The organism is Dehalobacter sp. 12DCB1 (assembly GCF_004343605.1).
GTDB lineage: Bacteria > Bacillota > Desulfitobacteriia > Desulfitobacteriales > Syntrophobotulaceae > Dehalobacter.
Genome location: NZ_POSF01000016.1, coordinates 82,792 through 97,894 on the forward strand (window position 1 = coordinate 82,792; position 15,103 = coordinate 97,894).

The 15,103-nt window shown below is 44.4% G+C and carries 7 protein-coding genes and 1 tRNA gene; 2 read left to right on the top strand and 6 right to left on the bottom strand.

The genetic code is table 11. The annotated features are described in order from the left end of the window. Positions 1 to 54 precede the first annotated feature (54 nt). The 4 genes from C1I38_RS10820 to C1I38_RS10835 form a co-directional block, all read right to left on the bottom strand. The gene (locus C1I38_RS10820; protein WP_020492756.1) at positions 55 to 858 is read right to left on the bottom strand and encodes a TIGR00266 family protein; all 804 of its coding nucleotides are present in this window, start codon (positions 856 to 858) and stop codon (positions 55 to 57) included. A gap of 159 nt (positions 859 to 1,017) precedes the next feature. Next, complete coding sequence (locus tag C1I38_RS10825; RefSeq protein ID WP_020492757.1) at positions 1,018 to 9,630, bottom strand: glucoamylase family protein; 8,613 nt, start codon at positions 9,628 to 9,630, stop codon at positions 1,018 to 1,020. A gap of 286 nt (positions 9,631 to 9,916) precedes the next feature. After that, positions 9,917 to 12,187, bottom strand: coding sequence for a DNA translocase FtsK (locus C1I38_RS10830; RefSeq protein ID WP_020492758.1), 2,271 nt, complete (start codon positions 12,185 to 12,187; stop codon positions 9,917 to 9,919). Between the two features lie 37 nt (positions 12,188 to 12,224). Next, positions 12,225 to 13,061 (bottom strand): PHP domain-containing protein, encoded by an 837-nt coding sequence (locus C1I38_RS10835; RefSeq protein WP_020492759.1) that lies wholly within the window; start codon positions 13,059 to 13,061, stop codon positions 12,225 to 12,227. Between the two features lie 208 nt (positions 13,062 to 13,269). Between C1I38_RS10835 and C1I38_RS10840 the strand changes: the two genes are divergently transcribed. Beyond that, positions 13,270 to 13,343 (top strand) — tRNA-Trp (locus C1I38_RS10840). Positions 13,344 to 13,620: 277 nt separating this feature from the next. Here the strand turns inward: C1I38_RS10840 and C1I38_RS10845 are convergent. Further along, a complete protein-coding gene (locus C1I38_RS10845; RefSeq protein ID WP_083916809.1) occupies positions 13,621 to 13,848 on the bottom strand; it encodes a DUF4405 domain-containing protein in 228 nt (75 codons plus the stop codon). Between the two features lie 493 nt (positions 13,849 to 14,341). Between C1I38_RS10845 and C1I38_RS10850 the strand changes: the two genes are divergently transcribed. Then, entirely contained in the window at positions 14,342 to 14,854 is a 513-nt protein-coding gene (locus tag C1I38_RS10850) for a DoxX family membrane protein (protein ID WP_026156572.1), read from the top strand. A gap of 52 nt (positions 14,855 to 14,906) precedes the next feature. Here the strand turns inward: C1I38_RS10850 and C1I38_RS14130 are convergent. Further along, positions 14,907 to 15,103 (bottom strand): hypothetical protein (locus C1I38_RS14130; RefSeq protein ID WP_207668621.1); only part of this gene is annotated, 197 nt, incomplete at its 5' end.

Genomic DNA, 15,103 nt, shown 5'->3' on the forward strand with positions numbered 1-15,103 from the left:
AAGGAATACGAGCTGTTTTTCTATTGGAAATTCCAATGATCCCATCAAATCATTTTATCTATCTCCATCCAGTAGGTTCCCAAGCCCTCCAAGGATACTCCCCTCGCCCTTCTGGGCCCCACCAAGCCTCGGCGCGGAAGCTATGATTCTGTCGGCGAGACGGCTGAACGGCAGAGACTGCAGCCAAACTTTGCCGGGGCCGGAAACAGTCGCAAAAAACAGTCCTTCTCCGCCAAAGAAAGCAGTTTTGATGCCTCCGACAAATTGAATATCATAGCAAACACTACCGGTCATCCCGACAAGACAGCCGGTATCGACCCTGAGGGTTTCTCCCGGCCGAAGTTCCTTCTCGATAATCGTCCCGCCGGCATGCAGGAAAGCCAGGCCGTCTCCCTCGAGCTTCTGCATAATAAATCCTTCACCGCCAAAGAATCCGGTTCCGAGTCTCTTGTTAAATTCAATTCCAATAGCAACACCCTTTGCGGCACATAAAAAGGCATCTTTTTGACAGATTACCTTACCATTATACGCAGTCAAATCAACGGGGATGATTTTCCCGGGATAAGGGGCCGCAAAAGAAGCATGCGCTTTGCCTGCCCCGCTGTTGGTAAATAGGGTCATAAAAAGGCTTTCTCCTGTCAGCAACCTTTTTCCTGCTCCAAATAGTTTCCCGGTAAGTCCCCTGTTTTCTCCCTGTCCGGATCCGTCCCCGAAAATGGTTTCCATCTGAATGCCCGGTTCCATAAACATTAAAGCTCCTGCTTCCGCAATCACACTTTCAGCCGGGTCCAATTCAACCTCAACGAACTGCATATCATCCCCGTAGACCTTATATTCGATTTCGTGAGCTTTTCCCATGTAAACTCCTCTCTTTCCTGATTCTCTTTTAACTATCTTTTGTTCATCTACATATTTATTTGGTTTTACCAATCAATTTCCATACAAAACGCTAAAATCCTGCTTTCACTTTTCTTTTCCTAAGAAAATCTCGACCATTCACAAGAAAGTCTTTATGATTTACAGGGAAATCTCAACGACATGGTTTTTTCCGTCGTCGCTTAAAGCAATTGGAAAATAGTCCTGAACTTTATCATCGACTTTAATCTTAGTAGACGTCCTACTTTCACCAGTTTCAGCACCTGCTGACTGCCGGCAGTTTACCATAATTTGATACGTTGAATTTTTATGCCGGTAGGTCAGGGAATAGGTTTCCCAGTTGGACGGAACACACGGGGTTAACGATAGTTTGTCCCCTGTAATCTGCAACCCGAGAATGCCCTCAAGGGCCGCCTGATACATCCATCCGGCGGCGCCGGTATACCATGTCCATCCGCCTCTTCCGACATTTGGCTGAACCGCATAGACATCGGCAGCGATTACATAGGGCTCTGCCTTATATTGACTGACTTCAATACCGGTACGGGCATGGTTGACCGGATTCAGCATCTGAAATAGCTCCATCGCCTTATCCCTGCTGCCAAGTTTACTAAATGCCAAAACCGCCCAGGCAGCCGCATGTGTATATTGTCCGCCATTCTCTCTGACTCCGGGAATATAGGCTTTGATATACCCGGGGTTTTTTTCTGTTTTATCAAACGGCGGCGTCAGCAGTTTTAACAAGGCTGCCTCCTTATCCCAAAGATATCTTTCTACCGCCAGCATGGCATCCGCTGCTCTGCTTTTTAAAGCACTGCCGGACAGTATAGACCAGGACTGGGCAATCGCATCAATTTGACACTCGGAGCTTGTGATTGAACCTACCGGAGACCCATCATCATAATAAGCGCGCCTGTACCAGGAGCCGTCCCAGCCATATTTCTCCATATTTTCCTGCAGCTCATTGAGGATCTCGGTATATTTTTCAACTCTTTTGTTGTCATCTTTTCTGGCACAAACTGGGATAAACCTTTTAAGAACTGCTAGGATAAACCAGCCAAGCCAGACACTTTCTCCGTTTCCTTCCCTACCAATCGCGCTAAAGCCGTCATTCCAGTCCCCGGTCCCGATCAGAGGCAAACCGTGCCCGCCAAACCGCAGACTGCGGTCTATCGCCCGTACACAGTGTTCATATACTGAACCACTCTGCTCCGAAGTCTCCGGAACGGCATAACGTTCATCTTCATTTTCTCCAAGGGCTTCAAGCTTTAGAAAGCTTGTTTTCTCTTCTAAAATACTGAAATCTTCGGTATGCTCCAGATAGTCTGCTGTTACGTAAGGCAGCCACAATAGGTCATCCGAGAATTTTGTTCTGGTCCCTTTGCCGGTCTCCGGATGCCACCAGTGCTGTACATCCCCCTCTGGAAACTGTCTGGAACTGTGTAGGATAATCTGTTTGCGGGTTATTTCCGGTTTGATGACGGCCAGGGGCATGACATCCTGAAGCTGGTCTCTGTAGCCGTAAGCCCCGCCTGTTTGATAGAATCCTGACCTGGCCCAAATTCTGCAGACAATGGTCTGATAGAGCAGCCAACGGTTTACCAGCAGATCAAAGGATGGCTCCGGAGTCGAGATCTGGATACGGGACAAAACATCATCCCAATAGTGGCTCACATCCTGGAAAGCCTCTTCAATTCTGTCCGCACTACGAAAAGCTTGAATCAGAGAAAGCGCCGTTTCTTTATTTTGTTCATCCCCAAGCAGCAAATAGACCGTTTTTTCTTCTTCAGGATCCAGAGTTACTTGAAGCTGCAGGACTGCACAAGGATCAATGTCCGTACCCACCTTGCCTGAAAGACAAGAGAATATTCCTGCCGGTTTTGCCAGGCTGCCGCCTGCACCCAAAAATTCGATACGGTCTGACGTTGACGCTAGATAATCCGCACCTGAACTGGTAATAAAGGCTGCTCTTCCGGCAAACTCTTCCTGGTAGACATTCCGGCAGAAGATGGTTTTATCGTGTAGTTCAGTGAGCAAATACGGCATGCTTTGTTCCCTGTTTACCCCCAGTACCCATTCCAGATAATAATAGACAGAGAGATGCTTCGGCATCGTATTTTTATTGGTCAGCCTTAACGCTGTGATTTTCAGATTCTGCCCTAGCGGGATAAACACCCTCGTTTCCTGTTTAATTCCAAAGCTGAAATGTTCAAAGACAGTGTACCCCTGGCCATGCCTGATAAGATAAGGCTGACTGTCCCTGGCCGGCTGCGGCAGAGGTGACCAGTAGTCTTGGGAATCTTCATCCTTGATAAAGACTGCCTCCCCGCTCACATCGAGCAGTGGATCGTTTGACCACGGGGAAAGTTTGTATTCCCTGCTGTTTTGAGACCAGGTATAGCCCGCCCCTGCTTCAGAAATGATTGTCCCAAATTTTTCATTCGCGATAACATTAACCCAGGGCAACGGGGTTGGCTGATTTTCCTCGTTAATGATCACATATTCTTTTCCGTTGTCCGTAAATCCGCCATAGCCATTAAAGAACTTAAAGCCTTCTGTCTTTTTACTCTCCAAGACAGTGCGATATGTTTGATTCACATTCTGTACAGGCAGGCTGCCTTTTTCTGACCGTCCGTTGATAATACGGTTGCCTACGATCTGTTCTATCTTGATTCTTTCGCTAGAAGTTTGTTCACTCGCAACCGACTCGTCTATAATCTTTTCACCAGCGCGCAGACACTTCATGATCTGGTGGTTTAAAGACCCGTTTTCTCCGGAAAATATGACACTTGCGACGGTATGAAGCAAAACGTCATCCTCCGTGGAAAGCTGATCTTTTTTTAGAAGAAATACGCCTCCGGGTTTGTTGACAAGTTTCCGAACATGGCTGATGCTGATTTTCTCCATAATAACTTCCTGGATCGCCTGAAAGTATCCCGTTTCGTCCTCATTAAAAATAACCAAGTCGATGTAGATGCCTTTGATTTTCCAATATTCATGAATGGTCAATATTTGATCGACCAGCTTGAGTTGGCTGTTGTCCTGAATCTTCAGCATGACAACCGGCAAATCACCTGATATGCCATGAGACCAGAGAGAGGTTTGTCCAAGCTGATTAGATGCTGCAGGGCTTTTCCGAATTGGGCAGCCATAGATGACCTGCCCGGCCAGACTGGAAATCATATTGGCTTCTCCAAAAGACAGTTGAAGGTTCGTTAATTCCATCAGATTTTGCGACCATGCCAATTCCCTGGCTTGCGTGATCACATAGCCGCTGCGGTATTTCTGTGCAAGCTGAAGGACAGATTCCAGCTTATTGCCATATCCGGTTAGGAAATAGACAGATACTGTTTTTCCCGGATCAATTCTCACTCTCGCCCGCAGACTTAAGATAGGATCAAGAACCGCTCCTACCGAATTGGACAAAGGCTGGTTAATATCCATGACCCTGGGATCAGCCAACGTTCGTCCACGTCCAATAAATTTGACTCTGTCTGTCTCATACTCGGTTTCTCCAAACATATTTCCTTCACTGAACAAGGTATGCATCATATAATGTTCAGCGTTGTGCAAATGTCGCGGCCGCCGAAAAGCGACAAGGGTATTATTTTCATACTTTGTCTGGATGAACAATTTACTGAAGGTGGGATGAGCCAGATCCGCCGAGAGTTCATCTAAAGCAACTTCCACATAACTTGTCAGCTGGAGATCCCTGGAATAACTGCTTTGATTGGTCAACGTGATTCTTCTGATCTCCACAGGATCCTCAGGAGCGACGAATACATCTGTCTGTGTGATGATATTTCCGTCTTTACGAACATACTTAACGGTATTCGGAAAACAGGTCACCTTATATTCCTCAGGCTGTGTCTGAACTGGTTTGGCTGTAGCCGACCAAAGATTTCCTGAATTAAGATTTTGAACATAGAGAAATGTTCCATACCTGTCCATGGCGGGATCTTTACGCCAGCGGGTCAGGAAAAGATGATTATACTGACTGTAGCCTGTACCAGAAAGCGTAAGCATAATGGCATATTCCCGATTCGAAATGAAACTGCAGCGCGGAACCTGGGTATTCGGACTCAGGTAGACCACAGGTTTCTCTCCGAGCTTGCATGAAATAGCACGGACTTCCTTTTCCCCGGTTTCTTCGATCATCGGATTAAATGTATATTCTTTCAGCGGCACCTGCTCCTGCAGCAGCATTTCAATTGATTTGATGACCGGTTCCTGGTGGAAGCGCTCCTGCATCCTGTTTGCTCCAAGGACATTCCCTAAAGCAATCAGGCTCATCCCCTGATGGTGAGACATATAGCTCTTGACGATGCTGGATTCCTCATTATACGGAACTCTGCTTTTGGTATAGTCAATCGCTTCAAACAATCCGAATACACCGTTATAACCTTTGTTTTTCATCAAACGGAGGTTTTCCATACTTGCTTTAAAATCAACCGGCAGAGCCATAAATGTGGAATACGGGGATATGACCATATCCTTGGACAATCCTCTTTTCAGGCCTAATCCCGGAACGCCAAAAGCTTTATATTGGTAATTGTTCTGGATATCAAAACAGAAAAATCCCGATTCAGATATCCCCCACGGCATTTTGGCCTTTTTTGAATGCGCCTGTTGGATCTTTACCACAGAGTTATAGGATTCATCAAGGAGCGTTCCACGATAGTTTTTTAACAGAATAGAAGGCATTAAAAACTCGAACATGGTTCCACTCCACGATACCAAACAGCGTCTGCCGTGTATTCTGGTCAGCGGCCGGGCCATCTTAAACCAGTGGCTTTGAGGCACATCCCCTTTGGCAATTGCCAACAGGCTAGTCTGCCGGGCTTCCGAGGCCAGCAGGTCATAATAGGATTTATCCAGTTTTTGCTCTGTTAAATTGTAGCCGATTGTAAACAGCTTGATCTGATCGTCAAACAAGGGCTTAAAATTCATTCCATACACAAGATGATGAAGATCTTTCTGTAGCTTCCCAGCCCGAAGTAAAGCCAAAACAGCTCGTTTAAGCCCGAGATAGAGATAGGGCTGTAATTCCTTACCGTTGGTTTCCGGATTATTCAGCAAGTCCAGGTATTCCCGGATAAGAGATTTGGCTGGGTATTGTCCGAGCTTCCGTAAAGGATCAGGCAGGTCAGGTAGGGTCAGGAACGGAAAAAAATATTCCAGCGCATTTTTTCCATCCTGAAGCATCCGGAGCAGAGCCTCCGGCCAAAAATCTTTTGTCGTATTCTCATTTTGATCTGCCGGGTTTCTGAAATGATTACGCGTCGGCTTTCCCCATTTGTCTACAAATGCATAACAAGTTTGAAGGTCTGTTATTCCTGCGAACGCTCCAGCTTTTTCAGCTCGCTCACTTGCTATAATGGCTTTCAGCTCTGTTCCGAAAGATCCCCAGACATCAGGATTAACCATGCTGGCATTTTCCTCACTCAGCAGAAAGGTGTCCATGAATCCCTGCAGCATGTTTTGGCCGATCAGTGGTTTCCCTGGAATCTCGGCCAGGCCGTTTTTTAGTGCAATCATATAGCCTGCCAAGTTGCCGCTGTCAACCGTTGAAATATAGATTGGGTGAAGTGGTTCCAGCGTCTGCGTATTGTACCAGTTATAGATATGCCCGTTCCATTTTGGCATTCTTTGAATGGTCCGGAGCGTATTCCTGACCCGGCTCAGCATTCTCTCCGTGGTCACATAGCCGAGATCTCCGGCTGTAAGGTTGGCCAGTAGCGCCAGCCCGATGTTGGTAGGTGATGTCCTGCAGGCCTCTCCTTTGTACGGTTTTAGCTGGATATTATCCGGAGGCAGATAATTGTTTTCGGCATTGACAAAAAGATCAAAATAGGCCCAGACCTGCCTGGAGAACATACGAAGCTCCCTGCGGTCTTCGGAAGATATCTCTGTGATAGAACCGGCATAAGGCAGACTCATTCGATAGGCAAGCCATGGCGACGCCAGCCAGCTGATCAGCAGGATTGTCAGGATTATCCCGGTAAGCAGGCCTACATAAAAATAACCAGATAGAAAGAAAAGGCTCATCACAATGCCGCGCGCCATTCTATGATAAAAATTCAAAGGGTCTAACTGAAGATGCATTTCAGAATCTGCCGCCGTCTCCCATTCCAGTAAATTGCGTTTGGTGATGATTTGTCTCCCAAGACTCCTAAATACGGCGTCGAGTTGATTATACGCTTGATACGGCAGCACCGCGATGCTGAACAGGATCTGGCTGATTCCTAGTTTCAGCTCAAACTTAAAGATCCTGAAGGTTATACTGCGGTCGATAAGGCGCCCGCCAATGTTCAGAAGCAGTGGTAAACTCAAACTCAGTAGGACTAAAATTGCCAGCTGGCTGAAGAACTGATGCAGCGCGGTAATGGCTAGAAAAAGAATAATTATCTGAAAAGGCGTTTCCAGGCTCCGCCTGAGATTGTCAAAAATCTTCCAGCGGGATACAACGGAAAAGTCCTGCTGAAACATATAACGCGCAATTTGCCAGTCTCCCCTTATCCAACGGTGAGTCCTTTTGGTATGTGACAAATATTTTGTCGGATAGCCGTCAAAAAATTCAATATCCGTCGCTAAGGCTGTACGGGCGTAGAGCCCTTCAATCAAATCATGACTAAGGATCCTATTATCCGGAAAGGCATTTTTTGTCACAGCATGAAATACTTTCAGATCATAGATACCTTTTCCTGTGAATATCCCTTCTCCAAAGAGATCCTGATAGATATCTGAAATCGCGCACGTATAGGGATCAATGCCTGCTGTTCCGGTGGATACCCTGGCAAAAGGCGAAGCAAACGCACTAGCTGCCGTAAGACCAATCCGTGGCTGAATAATGCCATAGCCATAGGCAATATTTTTACCGTTGTCAGCCAGTCTTGCTTCATTCATTGGATGCGCAATTGTACCAATCAGCTTGCGTGCAGAATCTCTGGGCAATATGGTATCGGCATCCAGCGTGATGACATAGCGGAGTCCTCGCATGGCTTCCGGATTTCCTGTCTGGACAAAGTAACTCGTCTCCCCCTCGTGCAGAAGCAGCCTGTTAAATTCAATTAGCTTTCCCCTTTTTCTTTCCCATCCCATCCAGATTTTATCTTTTTCGTTCCATTTTCTTTCTCTGTGAAAATAGAAAAAACGCTCTTCTCCATATTTGTCATTCAGTTTTGCCGCCGCTTTGACACCTGCCTGAATGATTTCATCATCGCCAGGTTGTTTGGCCGCAGGGGCATCTGCAAAATCACCGAGAACGGCAAAACACAGGTTTTGATCCCGGTTACTTAAATAGTGGGTTTCCAGTTGCTTCATTTGCTGCCGGACTTTAGACGGATGATTGAAAATTGCTGGGATCACAACAATTGTTTTGTATTGTTCCGGTATCCCGTTATCCAAGTACAATTTTGGCAAGAAGTTCGGAGACAACATTCTGCAGAACAGACGATTAATGAAACAGACAGCCATGCCATTGATCAAGATCAGCGCTCCGATCAGGCTCAGAAGCATACTTCCTGACAATACATTGCCAGAATTATTTTTTGTCAGATCCATAAAAATAAGAAAAGGTATCAGTGTCGCCAGAAATATTAACCCGAGGTAGGACAAGGCCGGTTTTAATTTCAGATAGCAGTATATGCCATGAAAAGATTTTTTTACCCTTCCCCAACCGTCGGCCAACTCCTTTTCCAGGCGTACCTTGCCGGAACCAAACAAGTAATAGCCAACATGGTTAAAAGGTGCAGACTGGTTTTGGGCAGCTAAATTTTCCAATGTTCTGGCCACAATAATTTCTGTAACTTTATATTTTCCTGCCAGACCCTCGATTTCGTGCCTGTATTTGTCCCGGGAATCAAAATCCATCTTATCAAATATTCCGGCAGGATCTTTTTGAAGGGTTTGCTGTACCAGACTGACATCTTCGAAAAAAGCAGACCAGTTCTCAGCGTTAATCTGTTTTATATCCGTAACAAGTTTGCCCATGGCTGCTCCCTGGGCTGTCAGAAAATGATGTTCTGAATTTACGGCCTTCTCCACCGTTGTATTTTGTCTGCTGGCCGCATTATCAAGCCAGTTGTACAGTATTTTAGCTTCTGGGCCATGTTCCTTGAGCTTTCTAGCGATTCTTTCCATAAAAATTGCTGTTAACACGTCTTCCAAATCATGCCCTGATACAGGAGCCATTTCAGCCAGAGGCGTTTCAGTGTCCGTGCATCCGTCAAATACTTTTTTCAGCCAATCATCAGCTTTTCTTCTTTCGGTCTGGATATAAAGAATGCGCTCAACCTGATAGTAGACTTTTTCCAGAAGCAGTACTTTAAGCATCATTGGAACAGCCCATATCTCAGCAGATGAAAGCGGCGCCTCTTCTTGGTACCCGGCAATAAATGCTTTTAACCGATCAAAATTCAATTCATGTTCGGACTGTTTTAGAAATTCAGCTATAATCAGATAAATTCTAGGATATCCGGCGTTATCCCCCCCTTTTAAATACTGCAGCTTGCTTTCATATTCTTTTGAGATATCCTTAGTCAGTCCTGTAATTAATTCGCTGATAATGTAGTAGTTGTCAAGATACCATTCTGATGCGGGAATGACGTCTTCCGTCTCATAGTAATATTCGTTAATTAGAGAATAAGCTTCACGGATATAGGCACTTTGTCTTTTAATAACCGGCAGTAGGCTCCGACCTTTAGGGGTAAGCCCCAGCCAGTTATGGAATTGAGCAAGTTCCGAGATCTTCATATTTCAACCCCAACATATTTTTTTCTTTACTCATTATGTCCATTTCTGCTGGCATAATTCGTAATTTGCAGCCTGCCGGGGCAAATTGCCGCTCCTCACCATCCATGGTACCGTAGCATTAGGCCATCCGTAGGCGTCAAAAGGCCGTGTTCCGCGCTGTACAAGGCTACACTGCCCGAGCAAAAAGGAAAGACGCTTCAATTTGAAGCGCCTTGCTGAGCTAAGCTTTGATACAGTCCTTTTTTTGAATTTACTGAGTATATTGTATTAGAAGAAAATAGTCATCTTAAGAAAAATAACCTTGAAAATCTTCGAGGGACATAAGGATCTCCCTCGGTTTATTGCCCTCACTGCGGGCAACAACGCCGGCGTCCTCCAGCATATCCATCAAGCGAGCTGCCCGGGAATACCCAACTCTCAGCCGCCTTTGCAGATAAGATACCGAAGCGATCCCGGATGCAATCACCAGCTCGCCGGCTTCAGCAAAACGCTCGTCAAGATCTTCATCAGGTTTTTCTGAGGCTGTGGTTTCCACGAGCAGATTTTCATCGAGCTCATAAGCTGATCGACCCTGTTTTTTCCAATGTTCAATGACATTTTTTGTTTCTTGCTCGTCAATAAAGCAGCCGTGAACTCTTTGGGGTTTATTCAGGCCAATCGGGGAATACAACATGTCCCCTTTGCCCAATAATTTCTCGGCACCGCCCCCATCAAGGATTGTTCTGGAATCAATCTGCGAGGAAACGGCAAAAGAAATCCGGCTTGGAATATTCGCTTTAATAAGTCCAGTAATAACATTCACCGACGGACGCTGCGTGGCGATGACCAGATGAATCCCTGCCGCTCTCGCCATTTGAGCAAGTCGACAAATAGCCTCTTCGATTTCATTGGCAGCTACCATCATAAGATCGGCCAGCTCGTCAATCACGACGACAATGTAAGGCAACGGCTTATCCATATTCTTATTAAAGTGGTCAATGTCACGAACACCGCTGGAGGCAAACAGTTCATATCGGTCTTCCATTTCCCTGACAATGAATTTAAGGTATTTGGATGCTTTCTTCGGATCCGTAACGACCGGTGAGAGCAGATGGGGGATGCCGTTATACTGGTTAAGTTCAACCATTTTCGGGTCGATCAAAAGCAGTTTGACCTGATCCGGTGTATAGGAAAACAGCAGAGAATTCAAAAGACAATTAATAAAAATACTTTTCCCGGAGCCGGTAGCGCCGGCAACAAGCAAATGCGGCATTTTTCCGAGCTCACCGATAACAGGCTGATCCGCAATATCCTTACCGAGCGCAATTTTCAGCTTACCACCGGAGCCCGTAAATGATTCAGATCCGATCACTTCTCTGAAATAGACGGTCCTGGACTTTTGACACGGCACCTCAATCCCTATAGCCGCTTTGCCCGGGATTGGTGCTTCAATCCGGATATCTCTCGAAGCCATGGCCAGGGCAATATCATCTGCCAAATTGACAATTTTGCTGATTTTTGTTCCCGGAGCAGGTGAAAGTTCATAACGTGTGATGACCGGGCCGACGGTAATATTAGTAACTTTTGCAGTCACTCCGAATGTGCTTAAGACATCCTCCAGAAGCTCCGGGTTTGTGCGTTCTGCCGCTGCGGTACTGTTTTCCCTGTGCCGTAATAATTCGATCCGCGGCAGCATCCAGGCTTTCGTTTTGATATCATCGTAATCGTATTCCGCAGATATATCTGCAGATATATTAATCAATGGTTTTGATTGAATTTTCTCTTCAGTCACGGGAGCAGCTGCAGTCACTTGGGTTACGGGAGTTACTTGCTGCCTTTCCTGGAAATAATTGTTTCTCTGAAACAGAGTATCCTGTTTCTTTTCCTTATCTGCGCTTTCCAGCGGAAATGTATTGTTTTTTCTGACATCTTTCTTACCCTCTTTGAAATAGTCTTTAAATCCATTCATACTGACCGTATTTTCCGAAATATAGAAGCTTTTGTCTCCTTCGCCAAAATACGTAGAGAAATTCGCTCCCAAATGTTCCAGGTGATCCGTAGTTGCGACCGGTTCGTCATTCACAAATAATCGCTCGGCAAAATAAGATGAAAAACCATTTTCGCGCGCCAAACTTACCGGTATGCCTGTCTCATGTTCAGAAACTGCCTTATTCGCCAACCGGTTGGCCTGAGCTTCTCTGGACCTGGCGGCACTGATCCTTTTCGACAATTCGGCTGTTTTTACTTGTTCTGTTGATCTGGCGTTGTTAACTGGTCGGTCTTTCATAGTATCCTTTTTACGTTTATATTCCTCATATCTGTTATCATATTCGTCATCATCGTCATCATCGTCATCATCCTGTTCGCGTTTTGTTCCGGAGATTAGCCAGCAAACAACTGCGAAAATCAAACAAATTACCGGCAAGCCAAGCGCGTAATTTCCAAGAAGTTCTTTAAAAAAACTAAAAACATTGGTCGAAAACTCCTCGACCTCGAAATAGCCCAGAATCCCAATCAAAAACATAAAAAAATACAGCAGCGAAAGTGCTTTTATAAGTATTTTTCCAACCAGCTTCAAGGTTTACCACTCCTAACATTTATCAATATCATTAATCTCAGTCGATTTGCAGGTATTCCATAAGATCAAGTACGCATTTTTCCGGAACCGGGACCTCTCCAATTTCGACCGGACTGAAAAAGCCATGATAGTCGCTGCCACCCGTTGAGAGAGTCTTATATTTTCGCGACAGTTCCTCAAAATAGGCAATCTTCTCTTCGCGCTGAACCCAGTAACCGTAATAGACTTCAATTCCAATCGGCTTGTAACTCAAGAGATCTTTAGTCAGGGACTGGTCCACGATTAGTCCTGGATGAGCTAAGACAGGAAGTCCGCCTGTTTCGAAAATCAGATCAACCGCATCAGGAAAGGGGTTGCCTTCATAAGGTATATAAGCTGTTCCGCCGGGCCTGAGGCAGGACGCAAGATTATCCCAATTAATGGTGAGATTTTGATCACGTTCAGTTTTATTCCAAATCGTGTAAATAATATGAGACTTGCTGACGACGCCTTCGTAGCTTGCTGTATTTTTAATCTCCTGCCATTCGAGCATCAGTCCCAAATCTTTTAGTTTTCCGAGCATTAATTTTGTAACAGCAGTTCTCTCTTTACGGATTTGCTCAAGCTTTGCCTGAAGATAGTCATTATTGATGTCTCGATAATAGCCCAGCAAGTGAATCTCATGATTCTTGTAATAGGTATTCAGCTCAAGTCCGGGTATAATCCGGATTCCGTAATCCAGCGCAATGTTTTGCGCTTTGGTGACACTGGAGGTTGTCTCATGATCGGTAATGGCGACAATATCCATCCCTTTTAAAGAAGAAATTTGCAAAATCTCTTCAACCTTGAGACTTCCGTCAGACTGATTGGTGTGGATATGAAGGTCAGTTTTCAATCGTAACGATCCTCTCGCCAAGATTTGCTATAATGTTTTCTTTTATACTATTTTATTCGTTTTTTACGGCAAAAATCCTTCAACATAATTTGAATGATTATTATATGTATGATCTGCCATAGATTTTAATGCAGTCTGAAATGTTATCGTTGACACAACCAAGTAATTTCGATATAATAGCTTTCGTCGTCAAGTGTAAGAAACACTTAGGGGATTAGTTTAATGGTAGAACAGCGGTCTCCAAAACCGTCAGTGAGGGTTCGACTCCTTCATCCCCTGCCACAGTGATATCAAGGCTTTCAGCCTTTTTTATTTTGTATTTATACTTTGGGCAGATTTTGAGCAGATTTATTCCACGTCACGATGGACACACCCTTGCCCTCTGCTAACAGTTCCTACTGCCAAGCCTGTAGCGGACTTTCACCGCCTAGTTATCGCCCATGCCGGGCGCATAACAATAAGGGAATCGGAATTATCCGACTCCCTTATTGTTATTTCTCTTTCTAAGGTTATGATCTCTTACAATTGCTGATTTCATTAAATCAATTTAAGAAATCGATCATTTTGAAGGATATGTATCACTTGATTCATTGCTTTTCTTTAAGCTTTTACGATTAAGTCTAAGATGAAATAGCACTAAAACTACTAATAAGAAACCGGGAATAACATGGACGGTTTCAAACATTTCTTTGGGAATTATTTCATTTATTAGCGCAGTAATCACCAAGATCAGAAGATCAAAACAAAGCAATATATTAATAATTCTATTTCCTTTATTCGTATCCAATTCAATTACTCCTTTCATTAACAATATGTAATATATTAACAATCAATTATGTCAATTATGTGAAATATAGTTGACAATTTTGTGAAATTTGAAAAAGGGAGAAAATCCCATCCAAAAGAATCTTTTTCTTCCCTCTCTTTACGTTTTGGAGTAAACAAAAATAGTATGCCAATCATCATTGCAGGAAGATCGATAATCACCTGCAGAATGAATATTCTAACATCCGGTGCATATATCTGCTGCACAATATAGCTTCTGACAATGAATGAACCCCGGTTGCTATAAAAAATTCCAGTAAATTTTCAGTGAATTTTGGGTAATTATTAATAATGTAATTTTAAATTTTTTAATATTTCATTGATGATTTATATGTTGATTTGATTTGATTTAATTTGATTTGTTTCTGTGCTCTTAATTATTTGGGAACATCTACAAGAGTGAAACGGAATAAAAAGATTTTGTGATCCCATACTAAAATTAAAGGAGGGTTAGTATGAGCTGGAGAGAATCACGATTTATGCAGGTTGTGTGGACTGTTATTCGCGTATATATTGGCTGGGAGTGGCTAAATGCCGGTATCGGCAAAACTTTTGGGGCTAGTGCTGCAGCCTGGGTAGGCCCGAACGCTGGAGCGGCCGTTACAGGTTTTTTACAAGGAGCCCTCACTAAAACTGGCGGCCAGCATCCTGATGTATCCTGGTGGTATGCATCATTTATTCAAAATATTGCTCTCCCAAATGCCAAACTGTTTGGTTATGTGGTTGCCTGGGGAGAACTGCTGGTTGGTTTGGGATTAATCCTCGGATGCTTCACGACCATCGCTTTACTCGCAGCAGTCTTACTAAACATGAGTTACCTACTAGCTGGTGCAGTCAGCACCAATCCGATGCTATTATTCTGGGAAGCTGTACTACTTTGGGCCGGTGCAGCTGCCTACTACTGGGGAGTAGACAGGATACTTATACCCCAGTGGAAAAAACGACGACTCAAGCAAGGTATTGCGTAACTTTGAATTGAAAAAGACACGGGACAAAACCCGTGTCTTTAACATTTTCTCCTTATATTTTCTCGTTTATAACAGAAACAAAGATTTTCCAAATTCTTTTTTCGCAGGGATATTTATCATTCAATTCCCCGCCTTTTTTAGCGTCCGCCAGTACGGGGTAACATCCTAATTGAACACCCTCTGTACATAAGAAACAGAGCACCATAATAGATGCTCTGTCCTTCATTACCTGGCAACGTCTTATCTTCC

Bases quoted from the DNA above. Each gene is read 5' to 3' on its own strand.
- C1I38_RS10820 (WP_020492756.1), bottom strand. From the start codon at position 858: ATGGGAAAAGCTCACGAAATCGAATATAAGGTCTACGGGGATGATATG.
- C1I38_RS10825 (WP_020492757.1), bottom strand. From the start codon at position 9,630: ATGAAGATCTCGGAACTTGCTCAATTCCATAACTGGCTGGGGCTTACC.
- C1I38_RS10850 (WP_026156572.1), top strand. From the start codon at position 14,342: ATGAGCTGGAGAGAATCACGATTTATGCAGGTTGTGTGGACTGTTATT.